At 57.0% G+C, this 17,008-nt stretch carries 13 protein-coding genes; all 13 read left to right on the top strand.

Annotation, left to right across the window (positions count from 1 at the left end):
• Position 1: 1 nt before the first annotated feature.
• The 13 genes from G5182_RS13680 (at position 2) to G5182_RS13620 (ending at position 16,993) form a co-directional block, all read left to right on the top strand.
• Positions 2-463, top strand: a complete 462-nt coding sequence (locus G5182_RS13680) for a hypothetical protein (RefSeq protein ID WP_216953567.1) — start codon at positions 2-4, stop codon at positions 461-463.
• 93 nt (positions 464-556) lie between these two features.
• A complete protein-coding gene (locus G5182_RS13675) occupies positions 557-1,015 on the top strand; it encodes a GAF domain-containing protein (protein WP_005336610.1) in 459 nt (152 codons plus the stop codon).
• A gap of 102 nt (positions 1,016-1,117) precedes the next feature.
• Positions 1,118-1,756 carry an RNA chaperone ProQ gene (proQ, locus tag G5182_RS13670; RefSeq protein ID WP_005351923.1) on the top strand — a complete coding sequence of 213 codons (639 nt, stop codon included), beginning with the start codon at positions 1,118-1,120 and terminating at the stop codon, positions 1,754-1,756.
• 8 nt (positions 1,757-1,764) lie between these two features.
• Positions 1,765-3,780, top strand: coding sequence for a carboxy terminal-processing peptidase (prc, locus tag G5182_RS13665; RefSeq protein WP_005351922.1), 2,016 nt, complete (start codon positions 1,765-1,767; stop codon positions 3,778-3,780).
• A 144-nt stretch (positions 3,781-3,924) separates the two neighbouring features.
• Complete coding sequence (pepN, locus tag G5182_RS13660) at positions 3,925-6,549, top strand: aminopeptidase N (protein ID WP_421254441.1); 2,625 nt, start codon at positions 3,925-3,927, stop codon at positions 6,547-6,549.
• 70 nt (positions 6,550-6,619) lie between these two features.
• Positions 6,620-6,841, top strand: a complete 222-nt coding sequence (locus tag G5182_RS13655; protein WP_005351919.1) for a DUF2835 family protein — start codon at positions 6,620-6,622, stop codon at positions 6,839-6,841.
• Positions 6,842-7,119: 278 nt separating this feature from the next.
• Positions 7,120-11,958, top strand: coding sequence for an NAD-glutamate dehydrogenase (locus G5182_RS13650; RefSeq protein ID WP_227342899.1), 4,839 nt, complete (start codon positions 7,120-7,122; stop codon positions 11,956-11,958).
• A gap of 77 nt (positions 11,959-12,035) precedes the next feature.
• Entirely contained in the window at positions 12,036-13,046 is a 1,011-nt protein-coding gene (gene pyrD, locus G5182_RS13645) for a quinone-dependent dihydroorotate dehydrogenase (RefSeq protein WP_005336601.1), read from the top strand.
• Positions 13,047-13,136: 90 nt separating this feature from the next.
• The gene (locus tag G5182_RS13640; protein WP_227342900.1) at positions 13,137-13,673 is read left to right on the top strand and encodes a cell division protein ZapC; all 537 of its coding nucleotides are present in this window, start codon (positions 13,137-13,139) and stop codon (positions 13,671-13,673) included.
• A gap of 365 nt (positions 13,674-14,038) precedes the next feature.
• Positions 14,039-14,302 carry a type B 50S ribosomal protein L31 gene (locus tag G5182_RS13635; RefSeq protein WP_005336598.1) on the top strand — a complete coding sequence of 88 codons (264 nt, stop codon included), beginning with the start codon at positions 14,039-14,041 and terminating at the stop codon, positions 14,300-14,302.
• Positions 14,303-14,428, top strand: coding sequence for a type B 50S ribosomal protein L36 (gene ykgO / locus G5182_RS13630; protein ID WP_005336596.1), 126 nt, complete (start codon positions 14,303-14,305; stop codon positions 14,426-14,428).
• Positions 14,429-14,567: 139 nt separating this feature from the next.
• On the top strand, positions 14,568-16,763 hold the full coding sequence (rlmKL, locus tag G5182_RS13625) for a bifunctional 23S rRNA (guanine(2069)-N(7))-methyltransferase RlmK/23S rRNA (guanine(2445)-N(2))-methyltransferase RlmL (RefSeq protein ID WP_421254440.1): 2,196 nt from the start codon (positions 14,568-14,570) through the stop codon (positions 16,761-16,763).
• Complete coding sequence (locus G5182_RS13620) at positions 16,763-16,993, top strand: glutaredoxin family protein (RefSeq protein ID WP_139459381.1); 231 nt, start codon at positions 16,763-16,765, stop codon at positions 16,991-16,993. The genes rlmKL and G5182_RS13620 overlap by 1 nt, the downstream gene beginning before the upstream one ends.
• Positions 16,994-17,008 lie beyond the last annotated feature (15 nt).

Below are 17,008 nucleotides of genomic sequence, written 5' to 3'. Positions count from 1 at the left end.
GATGAAAGAGAGACTTACCGCACGTAAAGTTTTGCACCTCGTACTGGTATTGGCGCTGTTATTGGCGCTGATGGCTTATCGCACCTGGTTTTCGGCCGATAACAGCGTCTCTGCTGACCAGAAAAAAGATCAGATTTGTGATCTTTCCCACACCCCTTGCAGCGCGCTGATTGGTGACAAGTCGCTGACGGTCGCCATCAAGGAATTACCGCTGCGCGCCGAACATGACTTTGCCATCGCTATTACCGGCGGCGATCCGGCCATCAAACCGGTGAAAGCGACACTCGAAGGCAAAGATATGTTTATGGGCACCATTCCGGTGAGCTTTGAAGAAATAGACGGACAGTGGCAGGGGGTAACCCAGGTGGGGAGTTGTACATCACCCGTCATGATCTGGTTGTTAAATATCGAGTGGAGTAATGGTCAACGCCAGCAATTGGCGCTTTCCGTTGCCCGGGAATAACGGCGCAAGGAGCGGGGAGTGGAAAAAATATTTGAAATTTCCCGGCCAGGCGTTACCTTCCCCAAACCATCAGGGAGTGAAGTTCATTTAATCATGATTGAAAAACAACCATTTTATCGCACCCTCAACCAGCAGGCCAAGGCGCTGCTGGAGGGGGAAACCGATCTTATTGCCAATCTGGCCAACCTCTCCGCACTGCTTAATCAGGAGCTGGAGGAGATCAACTGGGTCGGTTTTTATCTGTTGCAGGGCGAGACCCTGGTATTGGGGCCATTTCAGGGCAAACCGGCCTGCGTGCGGATCCCGGTCGGCCGCGGGGTGTGTGGTACGGCAGTGGCAGAGGGGAGAACCCAGCTCATTGACGATGTCCACCAGTTCGACGGTCACATCGCTTGCGATGGCGCGAGCAACTCGGAAATCGTGATCCCGGTGCGCCGTGGTGGCGAGATCATCGGGGTGCTCGATATCGACAGTCCGATTTTTAACCGTTTCGACCAGCAAGACCGGATTGGCCTCGAAGAAACGGTGCAAATTTTGGAAAGCATGCTCTAAGTCATTGCTAGATGGTTCGCAAAAGGCCCCAAGCTCTCTATAATGGGGCCTTTGTTGTGCTCGGGACGTGCCCGTGCGTTTATATGAAAGCCAAGGTTATACATGGAAAACACTGAGAAGCTGAAGAACAGTAAAGAGATCGTTGCCTACCTGGTCGAGAAATTCCCGGCCTGCTTCGTTGCTGAAGGAGAGGCCAAGCCGCTCAAGATTGGCATCTTCCAGGATTTGGCCGAGCGTCTTGCTGACGATGCCAGAGTCTCCAAGACCATGCTGCGTTCCGCACTGCGTCAATACACCTCCAGCTGGCGCTACCTGCACGGTCTCAAAGCTGGCCAGGCTCGCGTTGATCTGGATGGCAACCCGGGCGAGCTGCTGACCGAAGAGCACATCGAGCACGCCAAGCAAGCTCTGAAAGAGAGCAAAGAGCGCGTATTCGCCAGCCGTCGTACCAATACCAAAGAGAAGGATGAGAAGGCCAAGAAGCCCCGTCGTCCTGCTGTGCGCAAAACCGAGAAAGCTGATGTAGCTGCCAAGCCGAAAGCTGCCGCCAAGGCACCGGTCGCTGACGCTCCGCTGGTTAAAGTGGATGCCGCTACGCTGAAAGTGGGCCAGGATGTGCGCGTCGTTATGGGTAAATTCCCGGTTCCGGCAACCATCAAGGAAGTAACCAAGGACGATGTACAGGTCCAACTGCAGACCGGCATGATGGTGCGGGTCAAATCAGAGCACTTGGTTCTCTAAGGAGACAAATGTTGAAGCATGGCGTAATTCGTTTTTCCCTCGTTGCCTGTAGCCTGGCGCTTGCCGGGCTTGCACAGGCCATCGAGCCGGTGCTCAAGGAGAGTGATTTGCCTGTGTTGGCTCAAGAGAGCCAACATGCTACGGCCAGCAAGCGAATTACCAATCTGTTTACCCGCTCGCACTACAAACAGTTCAAGCTGGACGATGCCTTTTCCTCCGTGATTTTCGATAAATATCTGGAGAATCTGGACTACAGCCGCAACCTGTTTTTGGCCTCTGATATCAGCCGTTTTGAAAAGTACCGTAACGGTTTTGACACCGACCTCGAAAGAGGCCGTCTGGCTCCCGCCTACGAGATGTTCAACCTGAGTCAGCAGCGGCGTTATGAGCGGTTCGAATACGCCCTCAAACTGCTTGATACTCCTTTCGATTTTACCCAGACCGACAACTATGTGTTTGATCGGGAAGGGGCGGCTTGGCCCAAAGATGAAGCAGAGCTCAACGAGCTGTGGCGTCAGCGGGTCAAGTTCGATGCCCTGAGTCTCAAGCTCAGCGGCAAGGAGTGGCCCGAGATCAAGGAGCTGCTTGGCAAGCGTTACAACAACGCCATCAAGCGGATGTCCCAGACCGAGAGTGAGGATGTCTTCCAGCTCTTCATGAACTCCTTCGCTCGCGCCATCGAACCGCACACCAGTTACCTCTCACCGCGCAGTGCCGATCGTTTCAACACCGAGATGAACCTCTCGCTCGAGGGGATTGGTGCCGTGTTGCAGGCGGAAGATGACTTTACCGTCATCCGTTCTCTGGTGCCCGGTGGCCCGGCTGCCAAATCCAACCACCTCAAACCCGATGACAAGATCACCGGGGTGGGGCAGGAAGATGGCAAGATTGTCGATGTGATCGGCTGGCGTCTTGATGACGTGGTCGAGCTCATCAAGGGGCCCAAGGGGAGCAAGGTCAAGCTGGAGATCCAGCGCGGCAAGGGCGCAACTGCCAAGACCGAGCAGATCGAGCTGACCCGCGACAAGGTGCGCCTTGAAGACCGGGCTGCCAAGTCCAAGGTGATTAACGCCGAAGGCAAGAAGATTGGCGTCATCGAGATCCCGAGTTTCTACGTCAATCTGCATGACGACGTGATCAAGGAGCTCTCCAGCCTGAACAAGAAGAAGATCGATGGCTTGATCATTGATCTGCGCGGTAACGGCGGCGGCGCCCTGACCGAAGCTTCCGCCCTCAGCGGTCTCTTCTTTGCCAGCGGTCCCGTGGTGCAAATTCGTGATCATATGGGCCGTATCACGGTCAATGGCGATGACGATGGTAACGTCTACTACGGCGGCCCGATGTCGGTGATGATCGACCGCTACAGTGCCTCGGCCTCCGAGATCTTCGCTGCCGCCATGCAGGATTATGGCCGTGCGTTGATTCTGGGTGAAAACTCGTTTGGCAAGGGGACGGTGCAGCAGCATCGCAGCCTCGCCAAGGTCTATGACTTCTACGAGCAGCCGCTCGGTCACGTGCAGTACACCATCGCCAAGTTCTACCGGATCGACGGTGGCAGCACCCAGAACAAGGGCGTTGCGCCGGATATCAGCTTCCCGACACCGGTTGCTCCGGAAGAGACGGGCGAAAGCCGTGAGTTCAATGCGTTGCCGTGGGACAAGATTGCCTCCGCCAACTACGAGAAACTCGGCAACTTCGCCAGCGTACTGCCCAAGTTGCAGGCGGCGCACGATGCCCGGATCGCCAAGGATCCCGAGTTTGCCTATGTGATGCAGGACATCGCCGACTACAAGGAGGAGAAAGACAAGAAGTCGGTCTCCCTCAATGAGGCGGAGCGTGTTGCAGAGCAGGCGAAACAGGATGAGAAAGCGCTCAAACGTACCAACGAGCGTCTGGCACGTCTTGGCAAGCCGGCGGTGAAGAGTCTGGATGAACTGCCCGCTGATTTTGAAGCGCCCGATGAGTATCTCATCGAAGCGGCCAATATCACGGCGGATCTGGCCAAGGTCAGCAAACGCAGCTGACAAGGCGACCTGTAATGCACAAGGGCGACTGTGGTCGCCCTTTCTTTTTGTCTGGCGTATCTGACGTAATGCAAATTGTTTGACCCCGCCAGTTGGTTGTGACAGCCTCTTTCTCGCCTTTAACAAGCGTGGAAGCAGACAATAATGACCGATCACTCCCAGGCCATGACGGCCAAATATCGCCAGGATTATCAGGCGCCGCTCTACTGGATCGACACCATCGACCTCGATTTCCAACTGCAGGAGCCGCTGACCCAGGTCACCGCCATCACCCGCATTCGTCGCAACGGCGAGCACAATGCGCCGCTCGTCCTCGATGGTGAGCAGCTGACCCTCAAGAGCGTTGCCATTGATGGCATTCCCTGTGACCACTACGAGCAAGGCGAGAGCAGTCTGACCCTGTTCAACCTGCCTGCCGAATGTGTACTGACCATCGTCACCCTGCTGGATCCGGCCGCCAACACCGCGCTGGAAGGGCTTTACAAATCAGGTGATGCCTACTGCACCCAGTGCGAAGCGGAGGGCTTTCGCCGCATCACCTATTATCTGGACCGCCCCGACATTCTGGCGCGTTACAGCACCCGCATTACCGCCGACAAAGCTCAGTTCCCCTTCCTGCTCTCCAACGGCAACAAGGTCGATAGCGGTGATCTGGATGGAGGCCGGCATTTCGTGCAGTGGCAGGATCCTTTCCCCAAACCGAGCTACCTGTTTGCGCTGGTGGCCGGTGATTTCGATGTGGAGCGCAGCCACTACACCACCAAAAGCGGCCGCAAGGTGGCCCTCGAGATCTTCGTCGACAAGGGCAACCTCGATCGCGCCGGTTTTGCCATGGAGAGCCTCATCAACTCCATGCGTTGGGACGAGCAGCGTTTCGGCCTTGAGTATGATCTCGACATCTACATGATCGTCGCGGTGGACTTCTTCAACATGGGCGCCATGGAGAACAAGGGGCTCAACATCTTCAACTCCAAGTTCGTGCTGGCCAATCCGGCCACCGCCACCGACAGCGACTACCACGGTATCGAGCGGGTGATCGGTCACGAATATTTCCACAACTGGACCGGCAACCGCGTCACCTGTCGCGACTGGTTCCAGCTCAGCCTGAAAGAGGGGCTGACGGTATTCCGGGATCAGGAGTTCTCCTCCGATCTGGGCTCCCGTGGCGTCAACCGCATCAACAACGTGCGTACCATGCGTGGCCCGCAGTTTGCCGAAGATGCCGGCCCCATGGCGCACCCGATCCGCCCGGATGTGGTGATCGAGATGAACAACTTCTACACCTTGACCGTTTATGAAAAAGGGTCGGAAGTGATCCGCATGATGCACACCCTGCTGGGGGAAGATGCCTTCCAGGCCGGTATGCGTCTCTACTTCGAGCGTCACGACGGCTCGGCCGCTACTTGCGATGATTTCGTGCAGGCGATGGAGGATGCTTCCGGTGTCGATCTCGGTCGTTTCCGTCGCTGGTACAGCCAGTCCGGCACCCCCGAGCTGACCGTGACCGACGAGTATGATGCCGCCAGCGGTATCTATCGCCTTCATGTGAGCCAGCACACCCCGCCGACTCAGGATCAACCGCAAAAGCTGCCGCTGCATATTCCCCTCGACATCGAGCTTTATGACGAGCGGGGTGCCGTCATTGCGCTGCAGTATCAGGGAAAGGCCATCGGCAACGTGCTCGACGTGCTGGAAGCGGAGCAGACCTTCGAATTCGATCGGGTGCCGGTCAAACCGGTTCCTTCTCTGCTTCGGGATTTCTCTGCGCCGGTCAAGCTGCACTATGACTACAGCGACGAAGCGCTCGCCTTCCTGATGCGCTTTGCCCGCAACGAGTTTGCCCGCTGGGATGCGGCCCAGATGTTGATCAACAAGGCGGTCATCGACGGGGTGGCGCGGGTCCAGCACGGGCAGGGGGTTGAACTCTCCCAAACCCTGCTGGCCGCCTTCGTCGCCATTCTTGACGACAGCGATCTCGATTTGGCCCTCAAGGCGGAGATCCTGGCGCTGCCCGGTGAGGCGACCCTGGCCGAGCTGTTCGAGGTGGCCGATATCGATGCCATCCATCAGGTGCGCGACGCGATCCACACCCGTCTTGCCGAGGCCTTTGGTGCGCGCTTGGCGGCAACCTATCAGAGTCTGCGTCTGAACGGTTATCAGGTGGTGCATGCTGACATGGCCAAGCGGGCCCTCAAAGGGGTAGTGCTCGGCTATCTGGCGGCGCTGGATGCGGAGCATGCCGATGCGCTGGTGCGCGAGCAGTATGCAACTGCCGACAACATGACCGACACTCTGGCGGCGCTGCAGGTGGCCAACGGCTATCTGTTGCCATGCCGCGCTGCGCTGCTGGCCGATTTTGAAGGCAAGTGGGCCAAGGATGGACTGGTGCTGGACAACTGGCTGCGGCTGATTGGCAGCAAACCGGCTGCCGATGTGCTGAGTGAAGTGAAACAGGCGATGAGTCACCCCACTTTCAGCATTCGCAATCCGAACCGGTTGCGGGCGCTGATCGGCAGTTTCGCCATGAGCAATCAGGTGCAGTTCCATGCGGTGGATGGCAGCGGTTACCGCTTCCTGACCGATCTGCTGATCGAGCTCAACGAGGTGAATCCGCAGGTGGCCTCCCGTCTCATCACTCCGCTTATCCAGTTCAAGCGACTGGATGAGGCGCGCAAGGCCCTGATCCGCGCCGAGCTGACCCGTCTTGCCAACCTTGAGGGGCTGGCACGGGATCTGTTCGAGAAGGTCAGCAAGGCACTACAGCAGTAAGTGTTGACGGGGCAGGGGCGTGAATGCGCCTGCCCCTATTGTGTGATTTGTCGTGTGATCAGGAGCAAGCGTGAAGCAGTTTACTTTTCGGCTCTCATTGAATAGCGATGAGGTGATGCTGATGTATCAGGGCCATGCCAGACGGCTGGTGGTGCGCAGCGAACAGGGATTAACCCTGGAACTTGGCATAGAAAAAATACGCCCCTTTGTCGCCATCAATGGTGTGCATGGCTATTTTCGGCTCAAAACCCAGGACGATTACCGCTTTATCAGCCTCGAACGCATAAATTAACAAAAATCGAACAGATTACCGACTGTTTATCTGCTTTGTGTCACTATCTATCCGGTAAACTGGCACAAAGGTAGTGGGAATTTCTGTATTTTTGGTTATTTGCAAAATTTCTCACAGTTTAAGCCGTGATCTGCACCTTGTTTTTAACATCTCGTTAGCACCTTTCCTCGCCTTCCCTTATCCAAGCCATTACACTTCGCAACAACTCTGCACCAGCGGGTAACCAGGGTGGTTGCCTCTGCGTCGGTGGTTAATGTCGTCCGATAAGGAATATAAAAATGGCATTGAAAGACGCCCCTACCTCAGTTCTGCTCGAAAACGTTCTCAGTCTGATCCATCAGAAGTTGCCCAAAAACAGTGCCTCTTTGGTCGAGCGCTTCGTTGCCAAGTTCTACGGCAACATGGCGAGCTCCGATCTGCACGATCGCAATGACAGCGATCTCTATGGCGCGGCCCTGAGCCTGTGGAATGCCCTCAATCAGCGCAGCGGTACCGATCCCTACATCCGGGTCTACAATCCCGAGCTAACCCGTCACGGCTGGCAATCGCCCCATACCATCGTCGAGGTGATCCTGCAGGACTCGCCCTTCCTGGTGGACTCCATCCGGATGGCGCTCAAGCGGCTCAATATCACCGCCCACATGATGCTGCACCAACCGCTGCACCTCATTCGCGGTGCGGATGGCAAGATTGACGCCATTCTGGCGCTCGACAACACCGACGGGCAGACCTCGGTTGAAACGGCCTTCCTTATCGAGATCGATCACCTCACCAGCGAGGAGCAGATGGCCGCGCTGGCTGCCGAGCTCAACTCCGTGGCTGGTGAAGTAGCGCTGGCAGTCGGCGACTGGCAGCCCATGCTAGCCAAGCTCAATGAGATCATCGACGAACTTCCCAAGCGCAAGCACCCGGTCAGCAAGGAGGAAGTGGCCTCCTGCGTTGCTTTCCTCAAATGGGTGGCTGCCCACAACTTTACCCTGATGGGCTATCGCCGTTACGACGTCAAGGCGGTGGAGGGGGATCACGAAATCCTGCCGCAGGCGAGCTCCAGCCTGGGGCTGATGAAAAACTCCATCAAGGAGGTGGGTCAGCGCCTTGGCAACATGCCAGCCAGCGCCCGTCACGCCGCTCTGAGTTCTGATCTGCTGATCCTCACCAAATCCAACAGCAAGTCCCGGGTGCACCGTCCGGCTTATGTGGATTACATTGGCATCAAGCGCTTTGACGAGCATGGCAAGGTGATCGGGGAAGATCGCTTCATCGGTCTCTACGCCTCTTCCATCTACAACACCAGCGCGACCCAGATCCCGCTCATCAGCCATCGTCTCGAACGCATCATGGCCGCCTCCGGTCACGAGAAGGGCTCTCACGCCTACAAGGCGCTGCTGAACGTATTGGAAACCTACCCCCGTGACGAGCTGATCCAGGCCCGTGAAGAGGAGCTGCTGGCCACCGGTCTTGGGGTGCTGGAGATGCAGGAGCGGGACATGTTGCGGCTGTTCGTGCGCCGGGATGTCTATGGCCGTTTCTTCTCCTGCATGGTCTATGTTACCAAGGAGCGCTACAACACGGCGCTGCGCGTCAAGACCCAGCAAATTTTGCAGAAATATTTTGGCAGCAATGAAGAGGTGGAGTTCAACGTCTACTTCACCGAAGGCGTGCTGGCGCGGACCCACTACATAGTGCGGGTCAACAACAACAACGTGGATGTGGATGTGAACGAAGTACAGAACAACCTGATTGAAGCGGCCCGCAGCTGGGACGACAGACTCGACTCCGTGCTGCTTTCCCACTATGGCGAGGCCCGTGGCAACGAGCTGCGCCGCCGTTTCAGTACTGCATTCCCTCGCGCTTACAAAGAAGATGTGCTGCCTGGCTCTGCCGTGGCCGACATCATGGCGCTCGATAACCTGAGCGAAGCCGAGCCGCTGGGGATGCTGTTTTACCGCGCGCAGGAGGAGGAGAACGATCGTCGGGTACGGCTCAAGCTGTTCCACCGCACCGAGCCCATTCACCTCTCCGATGTGCTGCCGATGCTGGAAAACATGGGACTGCGGGTGATCGGCGAGACCCCGTATCAGGTACGCACTCCGGGGGGCGATCTGTTCTGGATCCTCGACTTCTCCATGCTGCTGCATGGCGAGCAGCCCTTTGATCTGGCCCAGAGCCAGGAGCGCTTCCAGCAGGCGTTTGCCGCCATCTGGAACAAGCAGCTGGAAGATGACGGCTTCAACCGTCTGGTATTGGGGGCTGGTCTCACTGGCCGCCAGGTCTCGGTGCTGCGCGCCTATGCCAAATACATGCGCCAGACTGGCGTCTCCTTCAGCCAGTCCTATATCGAAGAGACTCTGACCCGCTACCCGGATATTGCCCAATTGCTGTTCACCCTGTTCGAACAGCGCCTCGATCCGGCCGGCAAGCAGGACGCCAAGGTACAGGCCAAGTTGCACGAGGAGCTGGCCGCCAAGCTGGATCAGGTGGCCAACCTGGATGACGATCGCATCATCCGCCGCTATGTGGAGATGATTGACGCTACCCTGCGCACCAACTACTACCAGCTGGACAAGGCGGGCAACATCAAGCCCTACATCTCCTTCAAACTGGCGCCGTCCAGCATCACCGACATGCCACTGCCGCTGCCGAAATTCGAGATCTTCGTCTACTCGCCGCGGGTGGAAGGGGTACATTTGCGCTGGGGTAAAGTGGCTCGTGGCGGTCTGCGCTGGTCCGATCGCAAAGAGGACTTCCGCACCGAAGTGCTGGGTCTGGTGAAAGCCCAGCAGGTGAAGAACACCGTCATTGTGCCGGTGGGGGCCAAGGGCGGTTTCTACTGCAAACAGATGCCGGTGGGGGCGCCTCGCGCCGTTATCCAGGAGGAGGGCAAGGCCTGTTATCGCCTGTTTATCCGCGGTCTGCTCGATGTGACTGACAATATCATCGGCGGCGAGGTGATCCCGCCCAAATCCGTGGTGCGTCACGATGAGGATGACTACTACCTGGTGGTCGCTGCCGACAAGGGCACAGCCACATTCTCCGACATCGCCAACGAAATAAGCCTCGAATATGGCCACTGGCTCGGCGATGCATTCGCCTCCGGCGGCTCGGTCGGTTACGACCACAAGAAGATGGGTATCACCGCCCGCGGCGCCTGGGAGTCGGTCAAGCGTCACTTCCGTGAAATTGGCGTCAACTGCCAGACCACCGACTTCACTTGCGTGGGGATTGGGGACATGGCGGGCGACGTGTTCGGCAACGGCATGCTGCTCTCCGAGCACACCCGGCTGGTGGGCGCGTTCAACCACATGCACATCTTCGTTGACCCCACTCCGGATGCGGCCAAGAGTTTTGTCGAGCGCCAGCGCCTGTTCGATCTGCCGGGCTCCAGCTGGGATGACTACAACCGCGAGCTGATATCACAAGGGGGCGGTATCTTCCTGCGCTCGGCCAAGTCCATCAAGCTGAGCCCCGAGATGCAGACCCTGCTCGGCACCGACAAGACCAGCATGGCGCCGAACGAGCTGATCAAGGCGCTGATTTGCCTCAATGTAGACCTGCTGTGGAATGGCGGCATCGGCACCTATGTGAAGAGCGCCCGCGAGAGCGATGCCGAGGTGGGCGATCGCAGTAACGATGCTCTGCGGGTCAATGGTCGCGATCTGCGGGCCCGCATCGTGGGTGAGGGGGGCAACCTCGGCTTTACCCAGCTCGGTCGGGTGGAGTACGCCAGTCAGGGCGGTCGCATCAATACCGATTTTACCGACAACGTGGGCGGGGTGGACTGCTCTGACAACGAGGTGAACATCAAGATCCTGCTCAACCAATTGGTGGCGGCAGGGGATCTGACGCTCAAGCAGCGTAACCAGATGCTGTATGAGATGACCGACGACGTGGCGCAGATCGTGATCACCAACGCCTATCGCCAGTCCCAGTCCATCTCGGTCACCAGCTTCCGCGGCTCTGAACAACTGAAAGAGCAGCAGCGCTTTATTCAGGGGCTGGAGCGGGAAGGCAAGCTCGATCGTGCGCTGGAGTTCCTGCCATCCGATGAGGAGCTTTCCGAGCGGATGGCGGCAGGGCAGGGACTGACCCGCCCCGAACTGGCAGTGCTGGTGGCCTACGGCAAGATGGTGCTGAAAGAGCAGCTCAACTGCCCGGAAGTGACCGACGAGCCCTTCCTCGCTAACATGCTGGTCACCAGCTTCCCGGCCAAGGTGCAGCAGCAGTTTGGTGCACAGCTGGCCGATCACCCGCTACGCGGCGAGATCATCGCTACCCGGGTGGCCAACATGTTGGTCAATGACATGGGGCTCAACTTCGCCAGCCGGATGAAGGACGAGACCGGAGCCTCGGTGGCGGAAGTGGCCTGCTGCTTTGCCATGGCCCGCGAAGTGTTTGGCATGAACCAGCTGTGGCGCGATATCGAAGGGTGCGACAACCTGGTGGATGCCCAGACTCAGCTCGAACTGATGTTCTACAGCCGCCGCATTGTGCGCCGAGCCACCCGCTGGTTCCTGCGTGCTCGCAATCGCAGCTGGAGTATCAGCGAGAACATCGCCTTCTTCCGCCCGGCGTTCGAAACCTTAGGGAAGCACCTCTACGAGGTCATGGATGAGAGCGAAGTGGCCGAGCATCGTCAGGCTGTCGCCAAGTGGATGGAGAAACAGGTGCCGGAGGCCATTGCCCGTCAGGTCGCCCATATGAGCAGCCTCTTCTCCAGCCTGGATCTGGCGCAAATTGCCGCGGAGCACAAGACCGATATCCTGCGCGCCGCAAATGTTTACTATCGCCTCGGGGCCAAGCTTGATCTGCACTGGTTCCTCGACCAGATCAACCATCAGCCGGTCGGCAACCACTGGCAGGCGATGGCGCGTGCCTCCTTCCGCGAAGATCTTGACTGGCAGCAACGCAGTCTCACTTCTGTGGTACTGGAAGGGTGCAAAGATCAGGGAGAATGCGCTACCATACTGGCCGACTGGATTTCGGAGCATGAGCAACTCTTGTCCCGTTGGACCCACATGTTGGCCGACTTCAAGACCACCAGTACCCACGAGTTCGCCAAGTTCTCGGTGGCCTTGCGAGAGTTGAACCTGCTCCAGTTGAATTGTCGGGCACTTTAATTGCCAGATTAAGGCATGACACCGACATTACACCTAAAGCCCCGGCCAGTTGCCGGGGCTTTCTTTAAGGAGCAAAGATGTTGTACCCCATCGCCAGGCATTTCCTGTTCAAACTCAATCCGGAACAGGCTCACGATCTCTCCATGAAATATTTGCCCCGCCTTCTCGGTACGCCACTCGATTGTTTCTTCCGCCAGAATTTGCCGAAACGCCCCGTCACTGTCATGGGGCTTTCTTTTGCCAATCCGGTGGGATTGGCGGCCGGTCTGGATAAAGATGGTGAGTGCATTGACGCGCTGGGCGCCATGGGATTTGGTTTTATCGAAGTCGGTACCGTCACCCCCAGACCCCAAAGCGGTAATGACAAGCCGCGCCTGTTCCGGGTTATTCCGGCAGAGGGGATCATCAACCGGATGGGATTCAACAACAAGGGGGTGGATCATCTGGTGGCCAAGGTAAAAGAGGCCAAATATCAGGGAGTCATCGGCATTAATATCGGCAAAAACAAAGACACTCCCATCGAACAGGGCAAGGATGATTACCTGATCTGCATGGACAAGGTTTATGATCATGCCGGTTATATTGCCGTCAATATCTCTTCCCCCAACACCCCGGGTTTGCGTTCACTGCAATATGGCGAGGCGCTGGATGAATTGCTGGCCGCCCTCAAGGTGCGTCAGCAAGAGCTGGCCGCCCAATATAAAAAGTATGTGCCGCTGGCGGTTAAAATTGCCCCGGATTTAAGCCTTGAAGAAATAGATCAGGTGGCCGCGTCGCTGGTACGGAATGGTATTGATGGGGTTATCGCCACCAATACCACCCTCGAGCGCGAGATGATTTATGACATGCCCCACGCCGGTGAAGCGGGTGGCTTGAGCGGTCGTCCGCTGCAGCACAAGAGTACCGAGGTGATCCGTCATCTGGCCAAGGCGCTCAATGGTGCTCTGCCAATTATCGGTGTGGGTGGTATTGATAGTGCCATGGCCGCCCGTGAAAAATTGGCCGCCGGTGCCAGTCTGGTACAAATTTATAGCGGCTTTATTTATAAAGGGCCGGGGTTGGTCAAAGAGATTGTGACCAATATTTAAGAAATAGATGGCGGAGCCCTTTATTTGACGTTGCTGATTTCCTGCATATGGAATAAAGTCAACTGGTAATTATCAAGTAAGGGCTCCAACATGTTTATCCAACCGACCGATAGCTGGCAATGGCACTATGATGCCCAGAGTGACCGTCTGATGTTGGACCTGTCTGATAACATGTTATTTGCGACCGAGTATAAAGGGCGACAATTGGTGCCCAGTTCGTTTGCAGCCCAGCCTTTTTGTGTCGATGATACCGCCCTCTATTATCAGTTGATGGATAAAGCAGCCGAACTTGAGTGGAGTATTCCCCATCAGGTTCAGTTGGTGCTTAATGCCATCGCGGTCAGTCGCTTTTATAAACCCCTGATGCCGCAAAGCTGGTTTTTTAGTGAACAACATCCGCAAGTGATCCCGCAAAACGGTGATCTGGTCCTGATGAATACACCCCATGGTAACGGCGAATTTATGGTCATTGAGGCAGGGGAGCAGGCCAGCGTCTGTTTGAACCTCACTGCCGATCTGGTATTGACCACCAGTAAAGCTTTGCCGCGTTTCGGGGTGATCAAGGTGATGAATAACCGGATGAAACCGCGTATTACCGTGACCGAGCAATATCGTCAGGTTAGTTGATATATTTTCATCAATCGTTTTATCTCTGTGATTACACCGCTGCCTGTTTTTACTGTTGTCACCTCAATCGTGCCTCGTTTCTGATACTTCATTGATCCGCGAACATCTTGCCCATTCTGATTGATCTTCATAGTTGTGATCCAGCCTCTCTTGAGGCTTGTTACATCCACTTGCACCACGCAGTATCTTGGTATTCCGTGCTGTAAGCATGGTACTTCCCTCTGTTTCGCTCTGCTTGCGTAGTGCCTCCACCTAACTATCAACACATCACTCACTGCTGCGATTTTCTTCATACGACATTTTATGCTTGAAACGAGAGCTATTCTCACTTACATTTTGTTATAACATAACAAAATGGAGTTGCCATGAAGCCTCATATTCATCCTGATTATCGTTTGGTTCTGTTCCATGACACGGCGGCAGATGCCTTTTTCCTGGTCGGTTCAACCATCAAGAGCGATCGCCGCTACACGTGGCAAGACGGGAAGGAGTATCCCTATGTGTCGCTCGATGTTTCCAGCCAGTCGCACTCGTTCTATACCGGCAAGCAGAAGCAGGTATCGAGTGAGGGGAGTGTGGCCCGTTTCAACAAGCGCTTTGGCGCATTTTCAAGCAAGAAGGAGTCCTGAATGCAGGTCGTCTGTTCACTCAAATCCGCACGGGCGCGCCACCCCGATTGTCAGTTGGTGCGCCGTCGGGGCAAATTGTTCGTGATTTGCAAAAGCAATCCCCGTTTCAAGGCCCGTATGAAGTGATCCGCTAAATGATGTCTGGCCCCATGATCTCGCCATCGGGTAGTCATGGGGCCTTTTACCTTTTCGCCACCTATCAATCTGTTTCCATCCTGCTGTTTGCGCCGACTTTTGCATGCTCCAGCCCGCCTGATGAGGTATAATGCGGCACTATTTTTATGGGTTCCCCGTGAGCGTGATGAAAGAATTTTTTGCAACCTGCCCCAAGGGGCTGGAAAACCTGTTGGCCGACGAGCTGACCACCCTGGGCGCAGAGCAGGTCCGTGAGACCGTGGCTGGCGTTCACTTCAAAGGCGAACTGGCAATTGGCTACAAGGCCTGCCTGTGGAGTCGTTTTGCCTCCCGTATTGTGCTGGTGCTCTCCGAATTCCAGATGAACGATGATCTGGATCTCTATCTGGGCGCCCACACCATCCCCTGGGAAGAGCACTTCTCCGGTACCTCTACCATCGCGGTGGACTTTACCGGTACCAACCCCGCCATTCGCAATACCCAATATGGCGCGCTGAAGATCAAGGATGCCATCGTAGATCGCTTCACCAAGCGCGGTCACGTGCGTCCGGACGTGGACAAAAAGTCGCCGGACATTCGCATCATGGCGCACCTGGGCAAAGGCAAAGCCAATATCACGCTGGACTTGTCAGGCCCTGCGCTGCACCAGCGTTTCTATCGTCAGGGAACCGGTGAGGCACCGCTTAAAGAGAACCTGGCCTGCGCCATGATTGCCCGTAGCGGCTGGGCCGGTGAGCCCATGATGGACCCGATGTGCGGTTCCGGTACCTTGCTGATTGAAGCGGCCTTTATCGCCGCCGACATGGCACCGGCGCTGCGCCGCGAGCGCTTCGGTTTCGATCGCTGGCTGCAGCACGATAGCGAGCTGTGGCAAAGCCTGATGATGGAAGCGCAAGTGCGAGCCAAACGCGGCATGCAGCGTTGCGAAGTAAAACTGTTTGGTTGTGATGCCGACCAGCGTGTGCTGCTCAAAGCCCGTGATAACGCCAAAGCAGCCGGTGTGGCCCACCTCATCACCTTCAAGCAGGCCGACGTCACCAAGCTGGAAAACCCGCTGCCGATGCCTGCCCCTGTTGAAGGGGAAGCAGGTCAAGGGGAGGCCCGCCAGGTCGGCATGCTTATCTCCAACCCGCCTTACGGCGAGCGTCTTGGCGAGTTCCCGGCGCTGCTGGAAGTGCATCAGGCCCTTGGCGATGCCCTGCGTCGCAGCTTCCAGGGGTGGAGAGTCTCCATTCTTTCCGCATCGCCCGAGCTGCTCAGCTGTCTGCGCCTGCGCGCCGACAAGCAGTATCGCCTGTTCAACGGCGCCCTCGAGTGTCAGCTGCGCAATTATCAAATCGCACTGGACTCCGTGGCTTCCCAAAAAGAGGTCGCACAGGACTTTGCAAACCGTCTGCGCAAGAATCTGAAAACCCTCGAGAAATGGGCCAACAAAGAGGGCATCGATTGCTATCGCATCTACGATGCCGACTTGCCGGAATACAACGCCGCCATCGACCGCTATCAGGACTATCTGGTGGTGCAGGAGTATGCCGCGCCCAAGGACATCCCCGCCCAGAAGACCCGTCAGCGTCTGCTCGACATGGTTCAGGCCGCCATCAAGGTGACCGGCATGGATGGCGAGAAGGTGATCCTGAAGGTACGTGAGCGTCAGGAAGGCAAACAGCAGTATCAGAAGCTCTCCGAAGAGCAGCACCGGATGGAAGTGCAGGAGTACGGTGCCCGCCTGTGGGTCAACCTCTACGACTATCTGGATACCGGCCTGTTCCTCGACCACCGTCAGACTCGCCGCATGCTGGGCCAGATGGCCAAGGGCAAGCGCTTCCTGAACCTGTTTGCCTATACCGGCAGTGCCACCGTGCATGCAGGTCTTGGCGGTGCCAGCGAGACCACCACAGTGGACATGTCCCACACCTACCTGAACTGGGCGCAGGACAACATGCGTCTCAACTCGCTGGTGGGCCGTCAGCACAAGTTTGTCCAGGCCGATTGCCTGAAGTGGTTGTCTGAAGCCGATGAGCAGTACGACCTCATCTTTATCGATCCGCCCACCTTCTCCAACTCCAAGCGGATGGACGAGAGCTTCGACGTACAGCGCGATCACCTGTTGCTGATGCAGCACCTGAAGCGCCTGCTGGCGGCGGACGGCACCCTGGTCTTCTCCAACAACAAGCGTCACTTCAAGATGGATCTGGCCGGTCTAGAGGCCACTGGTCTCAAGGCCCAGAACATCACCCAGAAGACGCGACCGAAGGATTTCGAGCGCAACCAGCACATCCACAACTGCTGGATCATCACCCATGCGCCGGAGCAAGGCGAGGCGTGATGCTGACCCTGTTTCATACCGACGGTTGCCACCTGTGCGAGCAGGCCTGGGCGCTGGTGGAGGAGGCCGGCCTTGCCGCTACCACCCGCCAGTGCGACATCATGGATGATGAGCAGTGGCTTGCCGCCTATCGGGTGCGCATTCCGGTGCTGCGTGACGAAGCAGGCCGCGAGCTCGGCTGGCCCTTCACACTGGTGGAGCTCAAAAGCTGGGCCGCCCGTCAGGGGTGAGAGTGATTTGACGAT

The sequence above is a fragment of the Aeromonas sp. 600948 genome (assembly GCF_049174875.1).
Lineage (GTDB): Bacteria > Pseudomonadota > Gammaproteobacteria > Enterobacterales > Aeromonadaceae > Aeromonas > Aeromonas veronii_A.
The sequence above is the reverse complement of the archived record's forward strand: the minus strand, read 5'-3'. Positions and strand labels throughout refer to the sequence as shown.